This is a genomic window from Methanosarcina soligelidi (genome assembly GCF_000744315.1).
Lineage (GTDB): Archaea > Halobacteriota > Methanosarcinia > Methanosarcinales > Methanosarcinaceae > Methanosarcina > Methanosarcina mazei.
In genome coordinates, this window is record NZ_JQLR01000001.1 from 3208716 (window position 1) to 3233654 (window position 24939).

Below are 24939 nucleotides of genomic sequence, written 5' to 3' on the forward strand. Positions count from 1 at the left end.
AGTTTTAAAATTTGTAACTATTCAGGTAGCCTTAACGAGGCTACACATTTTTCCTCGTTCCGAGGAAAAATTGGATATAAAATGATTCCTTTTTAGCTTTATGAAACGTGATGAGATTCTTTCTTACTGTGCTTCAAATCCTGAAATTATTGTAGCTTACATTGAGAGTTTAGAATCTCAAGTTAAAGAACTCACTGAAAGACTTGTAGCCTTAGAATCTCGTTTAAATCAAAACAGTCGTAACAGCAGTCGACCTCCTTCTACTGATTATTTTGTCAAAGAGAAACCTAATCCCAAGAGTCTGCGTAAACCAAGCGGGAAGAAACCTGGAGGTCAGGAAGGTCATCCAGGCACGACTCTTGATATGGTTGATCATCCTGAGTAGGTAATAGAACATTCTTTGACCTGCTGCAAAGAATGCGGATCTACCCTTGAGAATGTTGAAGTTGAAGCTTATGAGAGAAGACAGGTCTTTGACATTCCTCCCGTAAATCTAATTGTTACAGAACATAAAAGTCAGATTAAAACCTGTCCTTGTTGTGGAAAGTTGAATAAAGCCGTTTTTCCCGAATCAGTGAAATATCCGGTTCAGTATGGCCCTAATATTTTAGCTTCAGCTATTTACTGTAAAAATTACCAGTTTGTTCCTTATGATAGAATTTCTGAGTTATTTGAAGACATTATGGGAATAAAAATCTGTCCTGCTACGATAATTAGAGCAGAAAGAGAATGTTTCCAGAATTTAGAGGAATTTGAAAACGTTATTAGAGAGAAGTTATTAGCCTCGCCTGTAATCAATTTTGATGAAACTGGTATGAAGATTGAAGGAAAAAGACACTGGCTTCATGTAGCTTCTAATGAAAAATACACATGTTATTTTGCTCATACAAAAAGAGGAGCAGAAGCAATAGATGCTATGGGAATTCTTCCGAAGTTTAAGGGAGTAGCAGTTCATGATGGATGGAAACCTTACAACGTTTATGATTGTGATCATGCTCTGTGTAACGCTCATTTACAGAGAGAACTTACAGGAATTGAAGAGAACTATAAACAGACATGGGCTAAAGAGATGAATGAACTGCTCACTGAGATGAAGAAATACACTGATGAGTGTAAAGAGCAATTAAGAGAACCTGATTTTGAGCAAATTAAAGCATTGGAAGAAAGGTTTGATGCAATTATCATTAGAGCGCTTGAAGAAAATCCGCATTCTCTAAATCCTGAAAAACAGGGAAAACGCGGTAAAAATCCAAAAACAAAATCAAGGAATCTGCTGGATAGGTTTATAGAACACAAAGAAAAGATTCTGAGATTCCTGACAGATTTGAAAGTTCCATTTGATAATAATCAGGCAGAAAGAGATATCAGGATGATGAAACTACAGCAGAAAATATCGGGAACTTTCAGAAAAGCAATGGGAGCGCAAGCTTTCTGCAGAATTAGGGCGTACATTTCTACAGGAAAAAAGAACGGTTTACCTGTTTTAGAGGGTATTCGTGCGGCGCTCATAGGAGCGCCGTTAACTATACTCTGAGCAGTTACCTTTTTATTTTCAATATATCTACATTGCATTTAAAATATATAACTATTTCCATAATTATAAAAAATATATTCTTTTAATTGAGAGAAAACTTTGTGATCAGGGTTTATGAGCAGACAAAATGCATGAAATTCCAATTCTGGTTGATTCTCTAATAAAGCAAAATTATCAGCACTGCAAAGTGCTCTTATAAAGTTACAAAAATTATGTTTTTTAATTTCGCTTTTCTTAACATTATCTTAACAAACGTGTTCAGGATAGATTTAAGCAGACCTCCGGCGACACAATTTCATAATTTAGTGATTTCTCATTTTTTTCTTCCTTAAATCTTCACTTTTCTCTGCTAACTGCCCAAATAAACTGTAATATTCCTTGAGAAACAATTTCTTTGGCATGAATGCCAAAGAATTCTTTTATTCCTTTAACTTTTCACTTTATTTTTTGCCTAAAATCGATACGCTCCGCTACATAATCCTTAACTCCTCTCTCAAACTAGATTACTAAAGCTTAAATGGATTAAATAATCTGAACAATTCCAGAAATGACTTTTGTGGTTTCTTGAGCAAATTTAATCTTCTCATTTGAGTAAGTTTAATCTGGTTCCCAATTCCTTTATCAGTCCTGAACTGCTTCTTGTTATCAGTTTTTAGACTTTTAGAATAATAGCTTTCTATAGGGTTATTTGTCGCTGGCGCTCCTGGAAGATAATGGAACAAAGTAAGATTTAACCAGTGTTTATTGATCATCCATAATCGTTTTTGAATCGTTTGATCGTATGTTCTTATATTTTCCATTAATTTATCGAAGTTATCTCTTGCTTTTTCAAGACTATTAAGTGGAAGATTTTCCTTTTTTCGTCTTCTTTCAAGCTTTAATTTACGTCTAAATTGGTTAAATTCCTTTTTTGCTTTTTTACTCCATTCTTGATGTTTTTCTTCATTATTAATTACGTTGAGTTCTTCAGATTGAAGTTCTTCCAAAAATTTAATTTCATTCTCTCGATTGTAAAATATATTCAATAACCTGTACTTCAATAGTTCCTGTTCAATCGTTGTATTCTTTGGGAAATCACTAACTATAAGCTTGTTTAAGTGCATCAAACAATATTGATGAACTAACTTATCTCCAAAAATTTCCTTTAATATATCAGGATATCTCTTATCAAAATCCGTAACGATAAATACAGGTTCTGATGCATCAAGATTTTTCCGTAGAAATTCCTTGATTGTTTCTGGACTCTTATCATCAAAAAGGTCATCTGCTATTGTTGTTTGAGTTTTTGCGTCCAGTAAGGTTAAACGGTATTTCTGACATCGTCCTTCTTTTGGATGCTGTTCGTCATAATGCACCATATGTATATTTTCTGAATATGGAACAGTTTCCTTTTCCATTCCATTGTAGAATGCTCTTAAGACAGTGCTTTTTGATCTTGGAAAAATGAAACCCATTACATCAGAAATTCCATCGTATGAAACGTTATGGTATCTGAGTAACTTGAAGAAATTATTGAATGAATCAAAAAGTAAAGTCTTCAAATCTTCCCAAAAACTATGATCTTCTTCGTGTGTACTACCACAATTTGAGCATTTATATCGACCAATGATGATTTCTCCAAGACCTTGTTTGGTATGGGGATTATAGCCATTATGAACCATTGGAGTACTACAAATAGAACAGATTGGAGGAATTTTTCTACGAAAAATTCCTCGTGTAGTATATTCATAATCGTTTCCAAAACAACCAAAAACGTCTAAAAGAGCAGGGAGCTCCGAAAAGTTATTAAGAGTAAGGTTTATAGTTACCATTGTTTGTGCCGTAACATCATTACATAATTATAGAATTATAATTTTGTGTAGTGATGTTATACTTACTTTTATCACTAGATTTTGGAACTGAGTCCCTCCGGCAGGAAAAATATATTTTAATTGATTTTTGACCGGAAAGATTCTTATTTCGTATTTGGGGCCCAGTTTTGAATACTTCTAAATATTTAAAACTGGAAAATGGTTAAAAAATATTAGAATAAAGACACTCAATTTTAGTTTCTAATGAGTTTGTGCCTGTTTTTTTGAATTTTAAATTGCCATATCGGTCTCAGAATTAGGAGTTTATAACAGGTAATATCCATTTTACCAAAATTGTGAGAATAGCAAATATAATAATAAGCCAAATTACCCAACCGGGTAAATTTTCGGGTGTGTCAACCATAATAACAGATATTTCAGAATCATATAAAAAGACATATAGATAGATGACTCCAACTTACCTTTTTCGAATCAATTTTGAGTTACCTGGAAAGGATAAGGAGAAATTTTTCACCTCTTATTAACGATCTATTTTCTGGCTAGTTTCTTCAGTCCATAATTAACTTGACAAAGTCTCTTGAATCTAAAAATTTCCCTGAAAGGTAAAGGATCGCTCAATCTAAAAAAGCCCTGAAAAGTTCCCCTTCTAAATTTACAAAATCAGAGGTTTTTCAGTTTCGCTTTTCTTAACTTTATCTTAACAAACGTGTTCGGGGTAGATTTAAGCAGACCGCCGGAAGGTAAAATATAATTCAACTGGATTGCATTGAGAAAAGATTTCGTTTGTGTTCAGCAGTTTGTTTCTTATAGCTACTTCTTATTCTTAATTTTTCAGAAAAAATAAGAAATGTATATATATTTTACTCCAGTTAGTAAGAATCAAATATAGTAATTTCATACTTCTGCTTGAAAATCAGGTTCTTTGTTTTTTCTGTAAAGCAGGGGGTTAACTCTCTTATCTTTTGAAAGTAAGAGAAACCTCAAGTTGGATTGATAATGATTTATCTCTGCCAGAATGTCTGTTAAGATTCAAGAAGGTGAACGAAAATGAGTGAAATTGACTGGGATTCTCCTGAAGGTGCCGAAAGGTATGACCGAAACTGTGATCACCAGTTCCAGAAAGGACATGTACTGATAGAAATGATGGGAATAAAGAAAGGCGATTTCGTGCTCGACGTTGGCTGTGGAACAGGGAGACAGGCCCTGAATGTTGCTGGAATTATTGGACCGGCTGGCAAACTCACGGGGATCGACCCTTCTTCATATCGGATCGAGCTTGCACGAAAAAAGTTTGAGGTAGATTCCTCCGGCAATGTCCGTTTTCTGGTAAGACAGGCTGAGAATCTCCAAGACATACCGGATAACTCGATAAACCATGCATATTTCTGCTCCTCATTCCACTGGGTTGATGATAAGAAAACCGCCCTTAATGAAATATTTCGGGTGCTCCGGCCAGGAGGCAAGGTCGGCATGACAACACTTGACAGAAACAGCCCCAACACGATGAAGGCACTGATAGACCCCGTTCTTGCAAAATTTGGAATTGAAAGGCGTCATGAATGGCACAGGGGTATGAAAAAAGTAACTTCACCTGAACTCCACGATCTACTTTCAGGAGCAGGCTTTACCAGCATCTCAATAGAGCCAAGAGCTGTCCCACGGAAGTATAATTCTCCAGAAGAGTTTTTGCAGCACCTGGAAGAGAAGGACAGCTCCAGGGGGATTTTAAAAGACATTTCCAACGAGACCCGGGAAAAGCTCAGACAGGAAATTACTGAAGAATTCAGGAAAGCTCAGACTCCGGAAGACATTGGTTTTGGAAACATTACGCTGTTTGCAATCGCAACAAAAACGCAAGAAGGGATTTAAAGGGATATAAAATAAATAACAGAGATTTCACCAGGTCTTTCACGGCTTAGAGATTATCCGAAAAATAGTTACCTACTATAATTTTACAATATTCAATATTCAAAATCAGAATGGATGCTCTGATGTGAATGGATACTCTGATATTATAAATCTATTACATGCGTCTTCGGTTAAGTGAGGAATCGTGACAAATTGCCTCCATTCTCACAACAGTTCTCATAAATTTCAACATGTTGTGGACTGGAACCATGTATTGATTTCAGATAAATAAGGTGAAATTATAGGTAGGTGTATAGTACAAAATCGATAGCCTTCAGGCAAGAAAATTCCTTAACCGATGACCAATGAAATCTATTATGGTTTTTCAACACTCATGTTGACTTTTCGGATCGGCTATGAAATGAAAGCTTTTCTTGACACTTTATTCACTTTGAAAACACCACTTTAATCAGAAAAACTCCCTCAAAGGAAAAAGAATCGCTTAATCTAAAGAAGCCCTGCAAAGTGCCCCTTATAAAGCTGCGAAAATCACGGGTTTTTTAGTTCCCCTTTCTTAGCGTTATCTTAACAAATGTATTTGGGGAAGATTTAAGCAGACCGCCGGCGGGAATAATATATTTAAAAAAAAGATAAGAAATAATGATAAGTTTCAGCATTTTTTCATAATAATATAATGCTAAAGTACGAGGCATGTAAATAAGTCATTGGCTATAGAACCTTGCATGCAGCAATGGAGAAACGCTTCTCAGAAAAGTAAAATGTAGATTTTAGGCGTCTTTTTTCAGACACCTTTTTTAGATACCTGTTATATCAGGCGTCCTTATCGATACCTTTAAATCAATACTTAAGATAGCCTTTCCGCTCAAGCCATTCTACCTGGGGCCTGGTGTATTTCCAGGTAACTTCGGCTTTGGAGTCCTGAACTTCCCAGGGATTGGCTATTACTACATCACCTTCGCGGATCCACATTCTCTTTTTTTTAGAGCCCGGAATCCTTCCCATGCGGACAACTCCGTCCATGCACTGAAGTGTCACTCTTTTCGAGCCGAGTAAACTTGCAACCGTTGCCAGAACTTCATTTCTGTCCTTGCGGGGGACTCGTACTCTTGATGTTTCAGGTTTATCTCCTGAATTTACTGGTTTATTTGATCCCGCCTGTCTCTTTCTTACAATACTTCTGTAGTTTGCCAGGTAATTCCTCCTTTGAATATTTCTATTGATTTATTAAGTTTTAAATTGAATAATTCGTACCGGTTCTGTTCTCGATGCTGGTTTGCTCTTATCCTCCTGCCTTCATCAGGCAGAAACAGGTAAAGAAATGAAGAGAATAAACCAAAATAACAAAAAGAAAAGATGAATCAGGCATTAATGTAAAATTAAATTACAAAATTAACAATGCCTGATGCAGATTATCTTCAGAATTTCCTGTGTTTAGGAAGACATTCCCTGCAGTATACTGGTCTGCCTTCGGTAGGTTTGAACGGTACTTCAGTTTCAACGCCGCAATCAGAACAGGTAACTTTTGTCATTTCCCTTGGTCCGCTGTTACCGCGGAAACCTCCGGAATTTCCCCTGAAATTTCTGTCATTAAAAGCCATTTTCGTTTCACCTCCACTTGTAGTGGATATTTATAAGTGGATATTTATAGTTTTAAAAACAAGATTGTATATTCCCTAGATTAAAAACGAAAATAGGTTTTTAATAACAGATCATACGTCTCTTTATTTTCAACACATACAACATACAGTCAAGTTACATAAAAGTACCTATATAAAAAAATTACACTCTCTGTTTCCAAATGACTTTCAAATGACTCTCAAATGACTCTCAAATGACTCTCAAAAGGGAAAATCCTCTTTAAATTAGTTTAAAGAGACTTTACAGAGAAGGCAGCAGTCCACTTATTGATAATATACCTTTTAAACCATAATTGCTTGAAAATTTTCACTATCTTTGAGATGGCTGTTTTTAAGTCGAAAATTACAGATCACATGACTTATTGGCTCTGTGAAGTAATCCTGCTTAAACTGCAAAAGGTTACAGGTAAAAAGTATATTTCGTATCCAGGGTAGGCCTGAGAGAGACCTAAAAAAAGTAGAAAAGAAATAAGTGTTGATGTAATTCAATTACACAAACAATATTCAGTATCTGCGGTTTTCTCTGGGAGTCCTGTGGTTAGGAAGACAATCCCTGCAGTAAACCGGTCTTTCTGGATCTGGCTTGAAAGGTACCTCTGTCTCAACATTACAGTCAGAACAGGTAGCTTTGTGCATTTCTCTGGGCGCGCCGAAGTTAGAATTTCCTCTGAAGTTTCTGTCATTAAAAGCCATTTTTGTTTCACCTTGTTTTAGTTTTTGCTGTTTGTTTGAAAATAAGATTGTATAGAACTCTTTGATTAAAAACAAAAATTGGTTTTTAATGGCAGATTATTATACGTCTCTTTATTTATCAACACACATACGTGGCACTTAATATATATAAATCTATTTATGAAATAAGATATACAGCGAAATTATATGCGAGTATATCCTGAATGAAGTTGTAACAATCGAAGATTAATATTTTTATTACAACGGGAGCGCAGAGGGTCACGAATACCCCTTCCTTTAGGTAGGGGATGAAGTGAACCCTCGCCTCTTCGTTTTTCTCTTTAAATCTCTAAATCATAGCTTCCTTGTATAATAATCGTAAATCGGACCGGAAACCGAGGCAAATTTCAATCACTTATGTTCATGAAACCTTGTTAGAGGATGCTTAATTATCTGTCCCCGAGTAACCGGGCGGGCGGCCCGAAGCATACCCCATCCTTTAGGGTGGGGTGGCCGCCCGCAGTTTGATTTTTGAGGAGGAAAAATTTGTTCTGGGATGATGTTTATAAGGGCACGCCACCATGGGATCTCGATCACCCTCAGCCTGCTTTTGAAGCCCTCATAAAAAATGGAGAAATCAAGCCTGGCCGAGCTCTTGATATAGGGTGTGGCAGAGGCGAAAATGCGATAATTCTGGCTATGAATGGCTGTGATGTCATCGGTATAGATCTTGCTGAAAACGCCATCTCCGATGCAAAAGCGAAAGCTACAGAGCGACATGTTAAGGTAAAATTTGTCGTTGAAGATGCCTTACAGATGAACCGGCTTTTCGAGGAAGGCGAGTTCGATGTCGTCATAGATTCCGGATTATTTCATGTGATGATGGATGAGCAGAGACGTGTTTTTGCGCAGCAGGTGCACAGGGTGCTGAGGGAAGGCGGCAAATATTTCATGCTCTGTTTCTCTGATAAGGAACCGGGAGAATACGAGCTGCCCAGAAGACTCTCAAAGGCTGAAATAGAGAGTACTTTTTCACCTGTTTTTGATATAACCTATATCAAAGAAGCTGTTTTCGATTCACTGCTCAGTCCGAGTCGCAGAAAAGCCTACCTTTTATCGGCTACAAGAAGTTAATTGGGAAAAAAATTTTTGCTAAAACACCGGTAAATTGTACAGTTAACCAGCTCTTCAAATGTACTCCTAATTTCACAAAGATCAGATAGATTCACAAAGATCAGATAAATCCGCAAAGATCAGATAAATCCGCAAAGATTAGATAAATCTGCAAAGATTAGATAATACTGACCAATTAAACAGGAATATCTCTTTTTACCCACCCAGTGTAATATCCTGTTTTTGATAAAATTCCAGTGCTTTGAATAAGTGTTCTGGCTTAAAGTCCGGCCACATTTCGTTAACCACATATATGTCCGAATATACCGTTTGAACCGGTAGCATTCCACTGAGTCTACATCTTCCTCCCCAGCGAATAAGCAGGTCTACTCTTGGAATTTCTGCTGATGCAATATTCTCTATCATTTTTTTACCGTCAGGGGAGTTATCATATGCATATGTTAAATCCCAGTACCAGCCATAATTTATCAAAAAATTTATCTTTATTTTACCTTTTCCAACTTTGGTTCTCTTTGTATATTCAAGCAATTCTTCTGGAAATATATCCGAATTAGTATTCCCCACCACAAGTATTTCAGCATCACGTTTTGCAATTTCCTGAACTGATTTTATACAGGCATCTGTAAACGCTTTTCTCTGAATTTGAGGCCTTTTTGTATTATCCTGAGTAAACCCAAAAAAAGTAACTTCGCCTATTCCTATTTTTACGCAAATATCGTATACTTCCAGGCCCGGGATTATTCCACTGCTGTATCCTTCATGTTTTTCCAGCCCTCGAGCCAGAGCCCATCTCCTGTTGCCGTCCGGTATTATAGCTATGTGCCCGGGCAGTCTTTTAAATTTTGGTATATCCAGAAAATATCCCCCTATTTCTTTGCTTAAAAATGCTATAAATAACCTTCACCGGAACCGGACAACAAAACCTATGAAAAATATGATTTAACTGTATGGCGATGAAAGAAGATTTTTCATATATCGATTAAAAAAGTACTTTTAACTAAAATATCAACTGCCTGTGCATCCCGCTAAAAAAATATTTGGTATTAGTCGGGTATCAGGAAGATTATTTTAGTTTATCACCAGAGTTATACTAATCATAAACCCGCTCAAAACTTCAAACCATCGTCTGTTATAGTGATATTATTGTTTCCGATAAAAATGGTATCGTGCACGTTCACGCCGTTTATGGTTTGCCTGGGAGTATCGTTTATTTCCACCTTACGGTCAGTAATAAAGATTTTCTTACCTTCTGCATAAAAAGTTCCGCTTACTGCAACATATCCATCTTCTGTAATTCTGGCATTAAAAACGACATCGCCGTTTTCTTTTCCTGTTAATGTGAGGCCTTTTTCATTTTCGATTTCTCCCTGCAAGTCAAAATTTTCGTTAATTTGGGTGAACTCATTTCTATCGATTTTTGCAATAAGTTCGGAATCTTTATCCCGGATTTCAGCTGTTAGAATCAGACCGTCTTCGGAGTTTTCCAGAGTAAACAGGGGAGTTCTGTCTCCGGTGTCCCTGTCCTGATACGATACCGTGTACATCTGGTCTGCGTACACATTTGATCCAAAAATCAGCATATAATCTTCATGAGTCATGTGGTTTCGCCTGCGAATTTTTACACATTTTACTGGTATGATTATATAAAACGCTTCTCAACAGGTTTTTATTGCAAAGAATTGAATACAGTAGTAATTAAAGGACTTTGATTAAAAGATGCTCTTTTTATGATTCTTTCCATGATTATTTGTATGATGTGTGATTCACCTGAGAAACGTTCCTTTGATCCAAACAGTCTTTGCTGTGAAAAAGATCCCTTACCTGAAATTAAATCCAGTTGCAAAATCCCCTTTATATCTGACAGTTATCTATTTTCTTCAGCCTTTTTTAATTCTTTAAAAAGCCACCGAAATACTGAGGCAGGCTGCAACAATGTGTCAGGTTAAAGACTCACCAGTGTTTTGAACCCCCCATATGACATGCGCCTGTAATCAAACAGATCATATTCGCTGGTTTCCATCATTTCTTTCATTCTCGGGTCATTCATAACTGCTTCATTTACTTTGTCTCTCTGCTCTTTTGATTCGTAGACAATCCATGAGAAAATTACGGTTTCTTCTTCAGAGGCATTAACTACTTTTTTAAAAGAAACCAGTTCTTCTATGTCCAGGTCGTCCCCTATACATTCGTAATACTCTAAAGCGCCAAGATCTTTCCATATCTGACTTGATTTTTGGGCAATTTCTCTGTATTTGTTTACCTTGTCTTTAGCGATAGGAATCAAAAATCCGTCCACGTACTTTTCCATATTTTTTCTCTCCTTTTACTTTTGTATCTCGTATTCTGAATTTTTTCTTATTTTGAGCTTCATGGAAATCTGTATCAGGAGGTACAGTTTGTCCCTGAGAATTTTTTTCTTTTTTGCCTTAAAGGATAATTTTACAAAAATCTTTATGGATCAGTTTATAAGAAAGGTTCGATTTATAAGAAAGGTTCGATTTATAAGAAAGGTTCGATTTATAAGAAAGTATCAGCCTGTAAGAAAGTGTTAGCTTTTAAGAAATATACTGCTCTCTTAAAAGTTATCCCGGCTGGCAGCCTGAAGATAATTAACAATCAATCATGAAAAGTGTTCTATCTTTATCTGTAAAAACCCGGTATGTTTCTATTTATAGCTCCCTGTAAAAAACATCTTCGCTAAACAAATATCTTTATTAAATTCTTTTGTTCTACTATTTCAGGTATATTCAAACTCTTCCTGTTCCGTCACAGTTTAAGCAGCTGTTAAACCCTTCTCCGCCGCAAAGGGGACATTTTTCCCATCCCATTTCGTTTTTAATCTCTTTCCATGTCCTGCCTGCCCCTTCACAGTTCCAGCATTTTTCTTTTCCAAGACCTTCACAGTTACGACAGATGTCGCTCATAATCTACCCCCAATTTTCAGTAAATACTGGTGTTTAAGGTTATACGCATTTGAGTTAAGATGCAGTTAAAACTATGATTATTTTTATCATTGCCGTTCAATATTAAAGTTGTTTGGAAACAATCTTCCTGATGATTTCTTTCTTTTGTGAGTATTTGAGGAATATTTGAAGAATATTTGAGGAATAAATCTGCTCTTTTTGTAATACATACTTATAACTGAACTTTTATGCCCTGTAGAGTCAGGAAAATCAGCACTATATCATCATTTACATGTCAGCTGTCCGCAAACAATCAAAAAATAATATAGAATTATAAGTCAATGACAATATTAAAAAATTAATAGTGATCTTTAATAGTCAAGACAGGTATTTAAAGGCAGATATTTAAAGGAAGGTATTTAATGTCTATAAATATATTAAAAAGCTAATAAATGTGTTAGAAAAAGCTAATAAATGTGTTAGAAAAAGCTAATAAATGTGTTAGAAAAATAAATAAATTAAAAAATTAATAAAATTCTCATGATTTAAGAAGGAGATTAGATAATGACAGATTTTCCCATTTCTGTCTTACCTGATCTCCTAAAAACACCCACCAGCTTTTTTATCATGCATTGTATTCAGGCAGAAGCTTCCTTGTTCAGGATATAGCCTACCATTCCCGGGTTAAGCTTGCTTTCCCTTGCAACCTTTTTCTCAATTTCCTCTGCGGTTTTTCCTTCGTTCTTCATTTCTTTTATTTTCTCGATCACTGAGGACGGAATTTCGTAATATTCGTTTATATCTTTCCTGTGTCCCCACACATCTCCCTCAAGGAGCTGGACTCTCTGCATCTGAAGGAACATCTCTATGGACCTTGAAACTGTACGCATGTATGATTTGGGTAACTGGATAACCTCAATCTTCGGGCAGGTTTCAACCAGTCCGAAGATGTCCTTGTTAGACGGCCTGAAAGCCAGGTGAACAATACGCTCATTCGGATTAAGTGTAAAAATTTCTTCCCTTGAACTGACAACTCTTATTCTCATATTTTTTCCCCCACTCTAAAGTTATTTCTTGATTAAAGTTAATCTTTTAAGTTGATTTTCTTTTAGGTTATTTTCTTTTAGGTTGATTTTTGTATCTAATTTCTTCAGATTTAAGATATTTAATAAATTCTACTGTTCATTATGAATTCGAATCTATTTATGCAGACGCCACGGAAGAAACTTTATCTTTCTTGACTTTTCCCTGAGCTGCTGAAAGACATTCAAGTGTGCAGTATATTGCTTTTTCTTCCACTTTTTTTAAGACTACAAACTCACTTCCACAAATTGGACAGGTTTTTCTTACATACTCCATATACATCACCACCTGTTTTTCTCTCCCAACTGTTAAGTTCTTTTTTGATTGTACTTTGATATTAAGTAGATCTACTTCTTATAAATAGTTATCTCATTGAACTAATATTATTTAGATAGTATTTCGTGACTACTGGTAATATTAGATTTGTTGAATCAACTAAAGAAACAATAGGCTGGAGAATAGTGGTTTTCAGATTTTTCCTGTTTTTCACTTCATTTAATATCTATTATACTCACTTTCATTTTGATATTTCTTCCAATGATTGGGTTAATTATCTTCTTCACTGATTTTGTAAGTTTCAGGCTTTAATCAGTGCCTCTATAAAATTAGATTTGATCCTGTAGCTTCATGAGTTCCCTGAAAGACTTTCAGATAAGAAGCATAAACAGTCCTGATAGGGCAGTGGCAGGACGAAAAATGGTGATAAAAAAGGTGAATATTTAATCGAAGATTTAACCGGAGATTCACAGCAATTTCTATCCTCATTTTCTACTGTTTTTTAAAATGATCAGATTTTCTTACTGGTTGTATTCCAGTATTTATGTCATGTATATATTTTTATCTCGCTTTCTACAGAAATCCAGTCCATGCCATGTTATTGGACTGATAGTTTTTTCTGGTAATTTGACAGTTCTTTCCCGGAAGCATGGAATCTTAACATAAGCTATAAGAATCTTAACATAAGCTCTAAATATCTTTGCTTTCCATGATTTATCTGATTTTCATGGCTGACAGATCACACCCTCGCATAAGAAGTGAAAATATCGCCGGAGCACTTTTATTTGCTGCAGGAGTGCTGGCTTTCATGGGAATAATAACGGCTGAGACTCTTTATCCCGGATACAGTACAGCCCAGAATGCAATAAGCGATCTTGGTGCAACCGTGCCCCCTGACAGTATTATTATAGAGCCTTCTGCAACCATTTTCAATACTTCAATGTTAGTTTCAGGACTTTTGATTACTGCCGCTGCTTATTTTATTCACCACGCATTCAGGAAACAGTCTGTTACTTTACTGACAGTTCTTTTTGGAGCAGGCGTGCTGGGCGTGGGGGTCTTTGATGGGAGTTATGGTGATATCCATGCCATTTTTGCCCTTCTCGCTTTTCTAGCAGGCGGGTTATCAGCAGTTGTGAGTTCCAGGATACAGGGGGCGCCGTTGAATTATTTTTCAGTATTACTTGGAGGAATCTCACTTTTAGACCTTATTCTTTATTACATCATGCTGGATGCAAGCCCCTTTGCGGTCCTGGGCATCGGTGGGCTGGAGAGATGGATCGCATATCCAATCCTTCTCTGGGTAACTGGTTTTGGCGGATACCTGATGGGGTATTCACGTCCATAAAATCATTAAAACTATAATCAGCTAAACCTATAACAGAAATTTGATTTTCCGGTGTCTCAATTAACTTGAAGCTTTATTTGAAAATTCAAACACCTGGCTACTATAAGTTATATTTTTTTGTAATTTATACTGCATGTTTTATTTTATTCTGGTTAATAATAATTATTCGAATAGCGTATATTTATTATGCGTCTGGTTCAGGTACTTATTCCTGTGGGGAAGAGGCAGCCTGTGCTGGCAGTTCTGGATGACGAGGGAATAGACTATGCCGTATGGGACGAAACAGGAAGAAAGGACTTTGAGGCCCTTGTTCAGTTTCCAGTTCCTCCTATTGGCGTGGAACCGGTGCTTGAGAGGTTGCGCAAAGCCGGGGTCAGCGAAAACACTTATACAATCGTCCTGGCGCCTGAAACTGTAGTCTCGACCCGCATCGAAGCTCTGAAGCAGCGTTATTCCGGATCCCGAATCTCAAGGGAAGAATTAACTGCACGCGCAGAGGACCTTGCACCCGAAACTTCGACCTATATTGCATTTCTTGTCCTGAGTACGGTTATTGCAACCGGCGGTCTCCTGCTCGATTCTGCTGCAACAATTATCGGGGCTATGGTTGTGGCTCCGCTTATGGGGCCTGCCATATCTGCGAGTGTAGGGACTGTCCTCGATAACAGGAAACTTGCTTCCAGAGGGATAAAGATGCAGGTGGGAGGGCTTCTGCTTGCAATTGCGATAGGTGCACTGCTTGGAGTACTTCTGAAAGAATCCATACTTTTGCCTCCCGGTCTCGATATTCGTGAAATCCCACAGGTCGCCGAAAGGACAAGCCCTAACTTTCTGTCCCTTTTCCTTGCCCTGGGGTCAGGCATAGCAGGCGCTATCAGTATAATACGGGGTTCAGGGTCTGCTCTTGTAGGGGTTTGCAATTGCGATCGCTCTTGTCCCTCCGGCTGCAACTTCAGGGCTGGGAATCGCATGGGGGCTTTCCGGAGTGGCAATTGCAGCTGCCGTGCTTGTGCTTGTTAATCTGCTTGCAGTTAACATCTCAGCTCTGATCATGCTCTGGATTTCCGGTTTTCGCCCGGAAGGAACAGAAGCAGCCGGACGTGCTCGTTCTTCTGTGATATCGCATACTGTTTTCCTTGCCCTTTTAATTGCCTTACTTTCCGTAGCTCTCGGGCTTGTTACGTATACTTCCTTCCAGGCAACCCTTGTAGAACAGGAAATAAACGGAGAAATGACAGCCATGTTTCAGGAACCCGAATATGCAGAAATGGGTCTGACACTTGAAGGGGTTACAGTTGACTATATGCCTGCAGATATCCTCTTAAATAAACCTGCAAAGATCTCTGTTCTTGTAGGCCGTAGAGCAGGCCAGGAGGTCCCTCCTGACATAGCCCGCAAAGCGAACATGCGCCTGACAGAATCTACGGGCAAAGATATCATGATCAGAGTTGGCTTCGTAGAAGCACAGAGCTTCCCATAATTGTCTTCTTATAATTAAATTCTAACTTTTATTAGTCTGTATTTTTACCTGAAAATTCTAGCTTCTTGCTGCTGCCTGTTTTATTTCACCTTCAATTATAATAATATATCCAGAAAACGTATTTTTGTTATGCGTCTGGTTGAGGTACTTATCCCGGAAGGAAAGAAAGATTCTGTACTGGAAGCTCTCGACAGCGAGGAGATTGACTACGCAGTATGGAACGAGACCGGAAGAGGAGACTTTGAAGCTGTTATCCAGTTTCCCGTGCCTCCTGTCGGAGTCGAACCTTTGCTTGAAAAGCTGCGCAAGGCAGGAATTAGCGAGGATACATATACGATTGTCCTGTCACCGGAGATGGTGATTTCGAAGCGGATCGATGTCCTGAAAAAACGCTTTCCTGACCAGCGGATTTCCAGAGAAGAGCTCATTGCGCGTGCAGAAGATCTTGCCCCTCCTGCCTCAACATATATCGCATTTCTGGTGCTGAGCACGGCTATTGCAACTGCCGGGCTCCTCCTCGATTCGGTTGCCACAATAATTGGAGCCATGGTTATAGCTCCTTTAATGGGACCTGCAATCTCTACAAGTGTAGGTACAGTTGTTTATGATCGGAAGCTTATTACTCGCGGGTTAACTCTACAGGTGGCAGGCCTTTTGCTTGCAATCGCAGTAGGTGCCTTTATCGGCTTTCTGATCACGGAATTAGGCATGATGCCGCCAGGAATAGATATCCGCGAGATTTCACAGGTAGCTGAGCGCACAAACCCAACCTTCCTGTCTCTATTTCTTGCTCTGGGATCCGGTATTGCAGGTGCCATAAGTATCATAAGAAATGCAGGGTCTGCCCTTGTAGGGGTTGCGATTGCAGCTGCCCTTGTCCCTCCCGCAGCAACTTCAGGGCTTGGGTTTGCGTTTGGGCTACCTGCAGTAGCGATTATTTCTGCGGTTCTGGTGCTGGTAAATGTGCTTGCTATCAATATCTCCGCTCTTATCCTTTTCTGGCTTTCAGGCTTCAGGCCCCTCGGATCTTCGGCTGTAGGCAGAGCCCGTAAAGCTGTGGTCTTGAATATTCTGGTGCTCGGAGTAGCAATAGCAATACTTTCAACTGTACTCGGGCTTGTAACCTATGTATCCTCACAAACCGCGCTTATAGAACAGCAGGCAAAAGCAGAAGTATCAGTTATGCTTAATGAATCCGAATATGAGGATATGAGACTGGTCACTGAGAGTGTAGATGTCAGTTATAGACCTGCGGACCTGATTTTAAATGAACCTGCAAGGGTAACAGTCATTTTATATCGCAGGGCAGGTCAGGAACTGCCCCCGGGTATAGCTCAGAGGATTGATGACCGCCTGACAGAGTTTACAGGCAGAGAAGTCAGGGTCAGGGTAGGGTTCATAGAAGCTCAGCAGACCACTTGAAAACTCTTTATAGCTCTAAAAAAATTGAAAAAATCAGCTCATCAATAGTGTCAGACTTTCAATAGTGTCAGACTTTCAATAGTGTCAGACCCTGTTCACATCCTTTAAATAAACAACATCGTGACATAACTTTTTGATCAAATTTTTCTCGTGGCTTACGACCAGTACTCCGATATTCCTCTCTTTAACTATCTCCAGAACCGTGTTCCATATCTGAGCCTGAGTAATAGCGTCCAGCATCGTGGTTATTTCATCCGCTATTAAAAATTTAGTTTCAGACCCCAGAGCTCTTGCAAGTGCAAACCTCTGAAGCTCTCCTCCCGAAAGCTCATTTGGCCAGCGGTTAAGCCAGCCTTTTTTTATCCCGAATGAGTCCAGAATCTCCTGCGGAACGTTATGTCCCTCATTTAAAATATCTTTCATTTTCCATTTCGGGTTTACAGCCTTTTCCGGATGCTGGAATATGAGCTGGACAGGGTTATATCCTTTTGATGGAATTTCTTTTCCGTCGAGGCTTACTTTTCCCTGATATTTGTTTTCATAGCCAGCAAGGATTTTACACAGGGTTGATTTTCCACTTCCGCTGTCTCCTACAAGGCCCAGAACCTCACCGCTTCTTAAAGACAGACTTACATTATCTAAAACCAGACTGTTTTTTTTGTATCCGAAACTTATATTCTCGCATTTAAGATACATTATTGCACCTCACAATTCCTCCATTGACATTTTGAAATTGAGGAATGCCTTTAGAGCAGAGTTCGTTCTTTTTTGAGCACCTGTCGTAAAAAATACATCCGTCAATAACTTCATCCTGCATTGGCTGATGCCCTTCAATTGCCTGGAATTTATTCTGGGGAAGTGCATTCCAGAGTGCCCGGGTATAAGGATGCCTTAAGTTCTCACCATCGTTTTTGAAATCTGCAGCATTGGCTACTTCCAGGACTGTGCCTGCATAAAAGACGGCAATTTTATCGGAAATCTTTAGCGCTGCCTCTATATCATGAGTTATAACTATTACTGCACAGCCTTTATTTGCCATGTCTTTTAAGTAATACAGCGTCTCATTCAGAGTCTTTTCATCCAATCCAGGGGTGGGTTCGTCTGCAATTACAAGCTTTGCAGAGCCTATTACTGCAGTGGAAACCAGGACTCTTCTGGTCATCCCGCCTGAGAGTTCATGAGGAAACATTCTTTCAACATCCGGTTTTAAGCCGTATCTCTGAAAGATTTCCCTCTGGAGCTTCTTCATCAATCCTGCTTTTTCTTCCTCCACACACCCTATTACCTGATCTGAAACCCTCATTAAAGGGTCCAGATAAGTTACGGATTGGGGAACCAGGGCTATTTCTTTACCCCTGATTTCTTCTTTCTTTTCCTGAGTAAGCTGCATGCCATTGTATTCAATTTTTCCATTAAGTATCGCGTTAGGAGGCAAAATTCCTAAAATAGCATGGGCAAGAAGGCTTTTCCCGGAACCGCTTGATCCCACAACAGCCAGTATTTTTCCTCTATAAGCCTCTATACTTAAATTGGAAATTACTTTTAGCTCGGTCTGTCTGAGCCCTGAGGTGTACTGGATAAAGGAGAGTGAGAGATCTTTTACTTTTAACAGGGCTTCAGTTTTCCTGCTTTCTTCAGCATTATTCTTAGCTTTATTTTTCATGTTCCCACCTTTAGATTGAAATTTTCACATACAACTCATTCATGAGCAGTTTTCGGATCAATTATTTTTCCCAGATTGTCTCCTATCATGTCAAATGCCAGAACCACAATCAGGAGTGATAACCCTGGGAAAAATGCAAGCCACCAGTATCCTGCGGAAAGGTATTTCATAGACTCTGATAAAATGATACCAATTGCCGGTTCGTGAGGGGAAAGCCCAAATCCAAGGAATGTGACCGAAGCTTCGTGCAGAATAGCATGAGGAAACATCAAAATAGTGCCAAGCAATATCTGCGGAATTAAATGGGGTAGAATGTGTTTTGTGGCTATCCACCATTTTGATTTTCCAAGGTTTTTCGAAATATGGATGTATTCCTGGGTCTTGAGCTGCTTGATCTCTGCTCTGACCACCCTTGTCAGGCTTGTCCAGTGCGTTAACGCAACACCCATAATGACTCCATAAGCTCCTCCTCCGAGTCCTATGGAGATAAGAATTATCAAAAGAAGGTGAGGGATCGAAAGAAACAGGTCCACCAGCCAGGAAACAAAGGAATCTACAGCTTTCCCTGCACTTGATAGAAGGCCCAACACTACAGCCAGTACAGTACTGATTGTAGAAGCAAAAGCTCCGACCAGAATGCTTAAACCAAGCCCCTTGACGGTACGTATAAACATGTCCCTTCCCATCCAGTCTGTCCCAAACGGATGTTCAGCTGAAGGGTTAAGGTTTTTAGAGCCAAAATCGGTCTTCAAGGAATCTTCATCCATAGTGACACTTGAAACCACTATCGTAAGCAGCAAAAGTGATGTCAGACCTATAATCAGCAGGGTCTTCTGTCTCAGGTTCAGTCCCCGGAATACTCCTTTGTTAGCTGTTACAACAGCAGTGCTCATAATCCAGCCTCCTCTATAATGTTCATACTGTTGCCTCCTGCTGTTTTATTCTGGGGTCAACGAATTCGTAAATAGTGTCAGCAATCAGGTTTCCGCAAAAGACAAATATAGCACTGAAAATGACTACCCCTAAAAGCAGAGGCACATCAGATCTCAACCCTGCTGCTACTGCTGCCTGTCCGATTCCAGGATAGGAGAATACCTGCTCAACAAGAACTGCTCCTCCGAACAATTCGCTGAACCCTAAAAATTGCAGAGTAATTGCAGGAAGTGCAACGTTTCTTATCCCATGTCTTAATACCAGGTCCAGCCCTTTTTCACCTCTTGCTTTTGCGAATAACACATAATCGCTGGAAAGAACTTCGATTAGTTTTTCCCGGGTAAACATTGCAATCTGGGCTACTCCCAGTAAACTCAGGGTCAATGCAGGGAGAATTAAATGCTGTATCCGGTCAAAAAAAGTTACATTTTCAGCCGTAACCCCTATGGGTACACTCAGGCCTATCGGGAACCACCCCAGACTTACAGAAAATACCATTAGCAGAACCAGTGCCAGCCAGAATGTCGGGGTGGCTGCCAGCACGTAACAGTAAGTTTTTATTGCTCTGTCAATCCATGTGCCCTTATTCATTCCTGCCACTATGCCCAGGATGAAGCCCAGCACTCCTGAAAACAGCCATGAAGTTGCCATAAGGACAAAAGAGGCCATAGCTCTTTCTTTAATCACATCGGCAACAGGCATCCGGTAAATCAATGATACCCCAAAATCCCCTTTGAGAATATTTCCTGCCCAGTTCAGGAATTTTTCCTGCGGAGGAGTATTGACTCCCCAATATTCTTCAAGTTTGGCTTTATGCTCTTCACTGACTGTCATTTCTCCTATATAGGCTCTAACAGGGTCTATGGGCGAGTATTGAATAAGCATGAAACTTACAAAACAAACTACAGCAAGAAGACTTACCAGCCTGAGTATTTTTTTTCCTGCAAAACTCGCTATTTTTTCGGTATCCGGCACACTCTTCCCTCATTATTGTTACTTGATAATAAACTTACTTCAGGATTATTGCAATATTTGTTATTATTTCAATTAATATTCTTATCCATAGGTTGAAATAGATTCTCCAGGTATCTTACATTTGTACTCTCAGTTATGGCTGTAAATAAAAAACGCACATGATATTCTTCGAATAACATGCCCATAAAATGAAAGTACTTGAGAGCACTTTCATGCCAAATAAAAAGGGGGATTCAAAGCGCAGTTTATTAAAGTGGCAGAATCTCTCACTTTAATCAGCATTTATTTCTAATCGCCATTTGCTTTGAACCATTTCTCTTTTTTTAGTATCACTCATTTCTGAGCTGTATCTGTTGCACTTGTCCTTGTCCACTCGTAGATGTTTCCTAAAATATCTGACCCGGCATTTTTCTCCGGGGTTCCCATATCTATGGTTTCATCCACCGCGTAGAGATAGTCCATTGTTACAAGCCACAGCCATGTTGCATCCGCGGAAGGCCCAAAACCGGTATTTCCATCGTATGCAGCTAACTTCCAGTTTTCAATAGCCTGTTCCTGGTCTGAAGTTCTCAAGGCTGTTTCCAGATACCCGTCCACAAAAGGGTTGCTGTAAAGGCCAGGGTTTCTGTATGTATCATCGGCTTCTTTAGTATGGTATTGCTGGTACAGATTGAAAGTATCTATACTGCTGTAGGCGTATAAAACCGCTGAACTGTACTGGTTTGCGTATATTTCATCCCAGTTTGTGCCGACAAGGTTTATTTTTATACCTAATTTTTTTGCCTGCTCGCTTACGGCTACTGAAAGAGCCTGCCTTGTCTGGTCAGAGGAAGAGTAATACAGTTTAAATTCTGCTTTAGTTCCGTCTTTTTCCCGGATTCCGTCGCCGTCTGTATCTTTCCAGCCTGCATCTTCAAGTATTTTTATAGCTTCTTCAGGTTTTGAGTCTTTTATCCTGGCTTCGGGGTTTCCAAATGTTCTCTGGTCTACTCCGGTGTATTCCACATCCCCTTTTCCGTATATTACTCCGTCAAGTATGGCTTTTCTGTCAATTCCCGTGTTCAAAGCTTTCCGGACTGCGATATCTGCAGTTACATTGTTGCCGATCGTGTCTCCAGTAAGGCTTTTTTTGCCGGTATTGTTCTGCATGGGGAAAGAAACTCCGAATGCCCTTGAGGAAGGAAGCGAGATTATATCATAGCCGTTTATGGACTGGTTTGCATGGGTAATATCGATTTCAGCTATGTCAACATTGCCGGACTTTGCAGCTGCAAATGCAGTATCCTTGTCCAGGAATAACATGGTTATTTTTTTGAAGTACGGCTTCTGTCCATAGTAATTGTCATTAAGTTCAAAGATCGCCTGCTGACCTTTGTCCCACTGTACCAGTTTGTACGGGCCTGAACCGATCGGGCTGGCTCCATAGGTTTCTTTTTTATAGGCATGCTCAGGCACAATCCCAACATACCTGAGTCTCCATATGAAACTGGACTGGGGCTCTTTTAAATTGAATTCAACAGCCGTATCATTTACTGCCCTGGCATTTTCAAGGTTACTCATGTCGAGTTCGGAATTACTTCCAATTGCAGTATTGAATGTAAATGCAACGTCTTCAGCTGTTAGCTTCTCTCCATCCGTGAATTTGACATCATCTCTTACATTTACAGTCCATGTCTTCCCGTCAGGACTGGCAGAATAACCTGTAGCAAGGTCATTTATGATACCGCCTTCATCATCTGTTTTGAAGAGGGTGCTCTGTATTAATGGCTCAAAATTCACATGACCGCATCCCCATCCGAGAAGAGGGTCAAACCCTGTTTCCGGTTCTCCTGTATGCGAATACACATTTACTACCAGTTCATCGGAAGCCCTGGAAGTCGAGCTGGCTGATACAGAACCTGACTCTGAGCCTGATGCAGAACCCAGTTCGGAATCATCCGTTGGGCTGGATACGCAGCCGGACATGGAAGTGATAATACCAATAATTGTTATAATTACGATTAATGTCCCCACAGACAGATGTTGCTGGTTTTTCTTGATCGGAACTCCTCCTGATATATTAGTATCCTGAATACTCTCGACTGAAACTCATAGCGGTTTTCTATGAATCTTTATTGAAATAACGAGAGTTTTTTGAATAATATTTGTACAGGAAATCTGTAGAAGTGTTACTTTTTCTTAAAGTAATGTTAAATGGAACTAAAACCAATTTTTTCTATAAGTACTTTACCATAAATATGTAATATTTAATCTAAATTTTAGAAAATTTAGTAACACTAAATATAAATTCTTAATTCTTGCTGAGTTTTTTGGTAAGTATTCTATGAATAAAAAATATAATTTTTTATTATCAAAAGCAGGGAGTATCGACAGTTTAATTTTTATCTCAGTATTAAACGATTTTGATCCTGTCTATTGAATGAAGATAGTCTCCCCGAATAACCTGTAAAAATAAGAGGATTTGAGTGAATACTCAAATCCCTGTTTAATCTCATGCACGTTTCCATTCCAGAATGCTGCCAAAGATATCTGCCCCATGGGGCTGTATTTTTGGAGTTCCGATATCAAGGTCTTCATCCATTATGTAGACATAATTAATGGTCGCCATCCACATCCAGGAAGCATCCCCTTCTGCGGAGAATCCTGTTGTCCCGTCCCATGCAGCCAGCTGCCAGTTTTTGTTGGCTGTTTCCTGGTCAGGACTGGTTATGGCTGTCCTCAGGTACTTGTCCACAGCAGGATTATTGTACATTATTACGTTGTTACGGGTTGAGGGATCGTAGCTCTTGCTGTAGTATCTTAAGTATATGTCAGTCGGATCCAGTGATCCGTAACCCCAGACATTTGGAGTCGAATAGCAAAGGGTGTAAATTTCATCCCAGCTCTTACCTTCAACTTTAATATTTATACCCAGTTTTTTAGCTTCTTCATCCATCGAAACCGCCAGTGCCTGCCTTTCCTGGGCATTTGCAGGATATAAAAGGGTAAATTCGGCTTTCAGGCCTTTTTTCTCAACAATGCTGTCTCCGTCAGTATCAGTCCAGCCGCCTTCGGCAAGGATTTTCTTTGCTCCTTCTATATCTCCGTCTTCGAAAATGGCTTCTTTATTACCCCAGGGCAGTTTGTCCACGCCTGTGAATTCTTCTTTCCCCTGTCCGTTCAAAGCACCGTCAACCAGTGCCTGCCTGTCTATCCCGATGTTCAGAGCTTTTCTTATTGCAGGATCAGAAGTCACATCGTTTCCAATTACGTAGCCATTTTCGGTTTTCTCTCCAGTATTCGGGTTCATCGGGAAACTTATTCCACGGGCATCAATAGACTCCAGAGAAACTATTTTCATTCCATCAACTTTCTGATCGGCAAATGTGGAAGGAACCTCAGCCAGATCGATCTGTCCGGATTTAGCTGCCGCAAAAGCAGCATCAGAGTCCATAAAGAGTATTGTCAGCTTTTTAAAGTACGGTTCCTGTCCGTAATAGTCCGGATTTGCTTCAAAGATTACCTGCTGCCCTTTATCCCACTGTACAAATTTGTATGGTCCCGACCCTATCGGGTTGGACCCGTAAGTTTCAGCGTTGTAAGCATGTTCAGGGACAATGCCAAGAGCTACCAGTTTATTGATGAAGGTGGACTGAGGGTCGTTCAAGTTAAATTCAACGGTATAATCATCGACTGCTGTGGCTTTTTCCAGCACGGACAAATCCGCACTGCCGCTAGCATCTGCTGCCGTATTAAAAGTGAAGGCTACGTCCTTAGCTGTTAGAGGTTCTCCATCATGGAATTTCACGTCGCTCCTTATTTTGACAGTCCATTTCAGTCCATCATCGCTAATAGTATAATCCGTAGCCAGATCGTTGATCAGATTTGCCTCACTGTCCCTTTTGAAAAGCGTGCTCTGGACCAGTGGTTCGTGGTTATAGCCCCATCCGGAGATAGGATCAAAGCCGGTTTCCGGCTCTCCGCCATGGGTCCCTACGGCTGCAACCAGTTCGTCAGACCCTGGAGAGCTCAGTTCTTCGGACCCCTGGAGCGCCGTTTCCCCGGCAACCTGGGAAGTCTGTTCTGTGGGTTTCGAATCTGCTGCAGGGCTGGACATAGAGCTGACAATAATGGCAGCTGCTATAACTATGATTATTGAGCCTATGAGCAAATACTGCTGATTTTTCTTAATCAAAACTCCTCCTTGTTTTTTATTAAAA

22 protein-coding genes and 1 pseudogene are annotated in these 24939 nt (G+C 39.4%); 7 read left to right on the plus strand and 16 right to left on the minus strand.

Going from position 1 to position 24939, the window contains the following annotated elements; genetic code table 11:
- The first annotated feature begins 100 nt into the window (after positions 1 to 100).
- Positions 101 to 1534, plus strand: a pseudogene (locus M886_RS13800) (IS66-like element ISMma14 family transposase).
- Between the two features lie 506 nt (positions 1535 to 2040).
- Here the strand turns inward: M886_RS13800 and M886_RS13805 are convergent.
- The gene (locus tag M886_RS13805) at positions 2041 to 3345 is read right to left on the minus strand and encodes an ISNCY family transposase (protein WP_048050816.1); all 1305 of its coding nucleotides are present in this window, start codon (positions 3343 to 3345) and stop codon (positions 2041 to 2043) included.
- A gap of 1047 nt (positions 3346 to 4392) precedes the next feature.
- Here M886_RS13805 and M886_RS13810 point away from each other — a divergent pair.
- Positions 4393 to 5214, plus strand: a complete 822-nt coding sequence (locus tag M886_RS13810) for a class I SAM-dependent methyltransferase (RefSeq protein WP_048051347.1) — start codon at positions 4393 to 4395, stop codon at positions 5212 to 5214.
- 837 nt (positions 5215 to 6051) lie between these two features.
- Here M886_RS13810 and eif1A read toward each other — a convergent pair.
- The 3 genes from eif1A to M886_RS13825 form a co-directional block, all read right to left on the minus strand.
- Entirely contained in the window at positions 6052 to 6387 is a 336-nt protein-coding gene (eif1A, locus tag M886_RS18040; RefSeq protein WP_080503005.1) for a translation initiation factor eIF-1A, read from the minus strand.
- A gap of 242 nt (positions 6388 to 6629) precedes the next feature.
- On the minus strand, positions 6630 to 6812 hold the full coding sequence (locus M886_RS13820; protein ID WP_015410803.1) for a CxxC-x17-CxxC domain-containing protein: 183 nt from the start codon (positions 6810 to 6812) through the stop codon (positions 6630 to 6632).
- A 543-nt stretch (positions 6813 to 7355) separates the two neighbouring features.
- Positions 7356 to 7544, minus strand: coding sequence for a CxxC-x17-CxxC domain-containing protein (locus M886_RS13825; protein WP_015410801.1), 189 nt, complete (start codon positions 7542 to 7544; stop codon positions 7356 to 7358).
- A gap of 525 nt (positions 7545 to 8069) precedes the next feature.
- Between M886_RS13825 and M886_RS13830 the strand changes: the two genes are divergently transcribed.
- Positions 8070 to 8657 carry a class I SAM-dependent methyltransferase gene (locus tag M886_RS13830; RefSeq protein ID WP_015410800.1) on the plus strand — a complete coding sequence of 196 codons (588 nt, stop codon included), beginning with the start codon at positions 8070 to 8072 and terminating at the stop codon, positions 8655 to 8657.
- A gap of 195 nt (positions 8658 to 8852) precedes the next feature.
- Here M886_RS13830 and M886_RS13835 read toward each other — a convergent pair whose 3' ends face one another.
- The 6 genes from M886_RS13835 to M886_RS18930 form a co-directional block, all read right to left on the minus strand.
- Complete coding sequence (locus M886_RS13835) at positions 8853 to 9548, minus strand: undecaprenyl diphosphate synthase family protein (protein ID WP_327036903.1); 696 nt, start codon at positions 9546 to 9548, stop codon at positions 8853 to 8855.
- Between the two features lie 215 nt (positions 9549 to 9763).
- Entirely contained in the window at positions 9764 to 10255 is a 492-nt protein-coding gene (locus M886_RS13840; protein ID WP_011031968.1) for a hypothetical protein, read from the minus strand.
- 344 nt (positions 10256 to 10599) lie between these two features.
- Entirely contained in the window at positions 10600 to 10965 is a 366-nt protein-coding gene (locus M886_RS13845) for a DUF1428 domain-containing protein (RefSeq protein WP_011031967.1), read from the minus strand.
- A 439-nt stretch (positions 10966 to 11404) separates the two neighbouring features.
- Positions 11405 to 11581: a molecular chaperone DnaJ gene (locus M886_RS18710; protein WP_015410796.1), complete on the minus strand. Its 177-nt coding sequence runs from the start codon at positions 11579 to 11581 to the stop codon at positions 11405 to 11407.
- A 617-nt stretch (positions 11582 to 12198) separates the two neighbouring features.
- Positions 12199 to 12606 (minus strand): DUF1699 family protein, encoded by a 408-nt coding sequence (locus tag M886_RS13850; RefSeq protein ID WP_011031966.1) that lies wholly within the window; start codon positions 12604 to 12606, stop codon positions 12199 to 12201.
- Positions 12607 to 12763: 157 nt separating this feature from the next.
- Positions 12764 to 12919, minus strand: a complete 156-nt coding sequence (locus M886_RS18930) for a hypothetical protein (protein WP_015410794.1) — start codon at positions 12917 to 12919, stop codon at positions 12764 to 12766.
- A 727-nt stretch (positions 12920 to 13646) separates the two neighbouring features.
- On the opposite strand from M886_RS18930, the gene M886_RS13855 reads away from it, so the two are divergent.
- From M886_RS13855 to M886_RS13865, 4 genes are all read left to right on the plus strand, one after another.
- On the plus strand, positions 13647 to 14267 hold the full coding sequence (locus M886_RS13855; protein WP_048037790.1) for a DUF998 domain-containing protein: 621 nt from the start codon (positions 13647 to 13649) through the stop codon (positions 14265 to 14267).
- Between the two features lie 186 nt (positions 14268 to 14453).
- A complete protein-coding gene (locus tag M886_RS19475; protein ID WP_268765614.1) occupies positions 14454 to 15287 on the plus strand; it encodes a TIGR00341 family protein in 834 nt (277 codons plus the stop codon).
- The gene (locus M886_RS19480) at positions 15232 to 15747 is read left to right on the plus strand and encodes a hypothetical protein (RefSeq protein ID WP_320414841.1); all 516 of its coding nucleotides are present in this window, start codon (positions 15232 to 15234) and stop codon (positions 15745 to 15747) included. Before M886_RS19475 ends, M886_RS19480 begins: the two co-directional genes overlap by 56 nt.
- Before the next feature lie 129 nt (positions 15748 to 15876).
- Positions 15877 to 17169, plus strand: coding sequence for a TIGR00341 family protein (locus M886_RS13865; RefSeq protein WP_048051349.1), 1293 nt, complete (start codon positions 15877 to 15879; stop codon positions 17167 to 17169).
- Between the two features lie 84 nt (positions 17170 to 17253).
- On the opposite strand, the gene M886_RS13870 is transcribed toward M886_RS13865, so the two are convergent.
- The 6 genes from M886_RS13870 to M886_RS13895 form a co-directional block, all read right to left on the minus strand.
- Positions 17254 to 17865: an ABC transporter ATP-binding protein gene (locus tag M886_RS13870; RefSeq protein WP_011031962.1), complete on the minus strand. Its 612-nt coding sequence runs from the start codon at positions 17863 to 17865 to the stop codon at positions 17254 to 17256.
- Complete coding sequence (locus tag M886_RS13875; protein ID WP_011031961.1) at positions 17855 to 18832, minus strand: oligopeptide/dipeptide ABC transporter ATP-binding protein; 978 nt, start codon at positions 18830 to 18832, stop codon at positions 17855 to 17857. The genes M886_RS13870 and M886_RS13875 overlap by 11 nt, the downstream gene beginning before the upstream one ends.
- A 35-nt stretch (positions 18833 to 18867) precedes the next feature.
- Complete coding sequence (locus M886_RS13880; RefSeq protein ID WP_011031960.1) at positions 18868 to 19725, minus strand: ABC transporter permease; 858 nt, start codon at positions 19723 to 19725, stop codon at positions 18868 to 18870.
- Between the two features lie 22 nt (positions 19726 to 19747).
- Positions 19748 to 20740 (minus strand): ABC transporter permease, encoded by a 993-nt coding sequence (locus M886_RS13885; RefSeq protein WP_011031959.1) that lies wholly within the window; start codon positions 20738 to 20740, stop codon positions 19748 to 19750.
- Between the two features lie 333 nt (positions 20741 to 21073).
- Positions 21074 to 22753, minus strand: coding sequence for an ABC transporter substrate-binding protein (locus M886_RS13890; protein WP_152558042.1), 1680 nt, complete (start codon positions 22751 to 22753; stop codon positions 21074 to 21076).
- Between the two features lie 478 nt (positions 22754 to 23231).
- Positions 23232 to 24836 (minus strand): ABC transporter substrate-binding protein, encoded by a 1605-nt coding sequence (locus M886_RS13895; protein ID WP_048051758.1) that lies wholly within the window; start codon positions 24834 to 24836, stop codon positions 23232 to 23234.
- Positions 24837 to 24939: the final 103 nt, after the last annotated feature.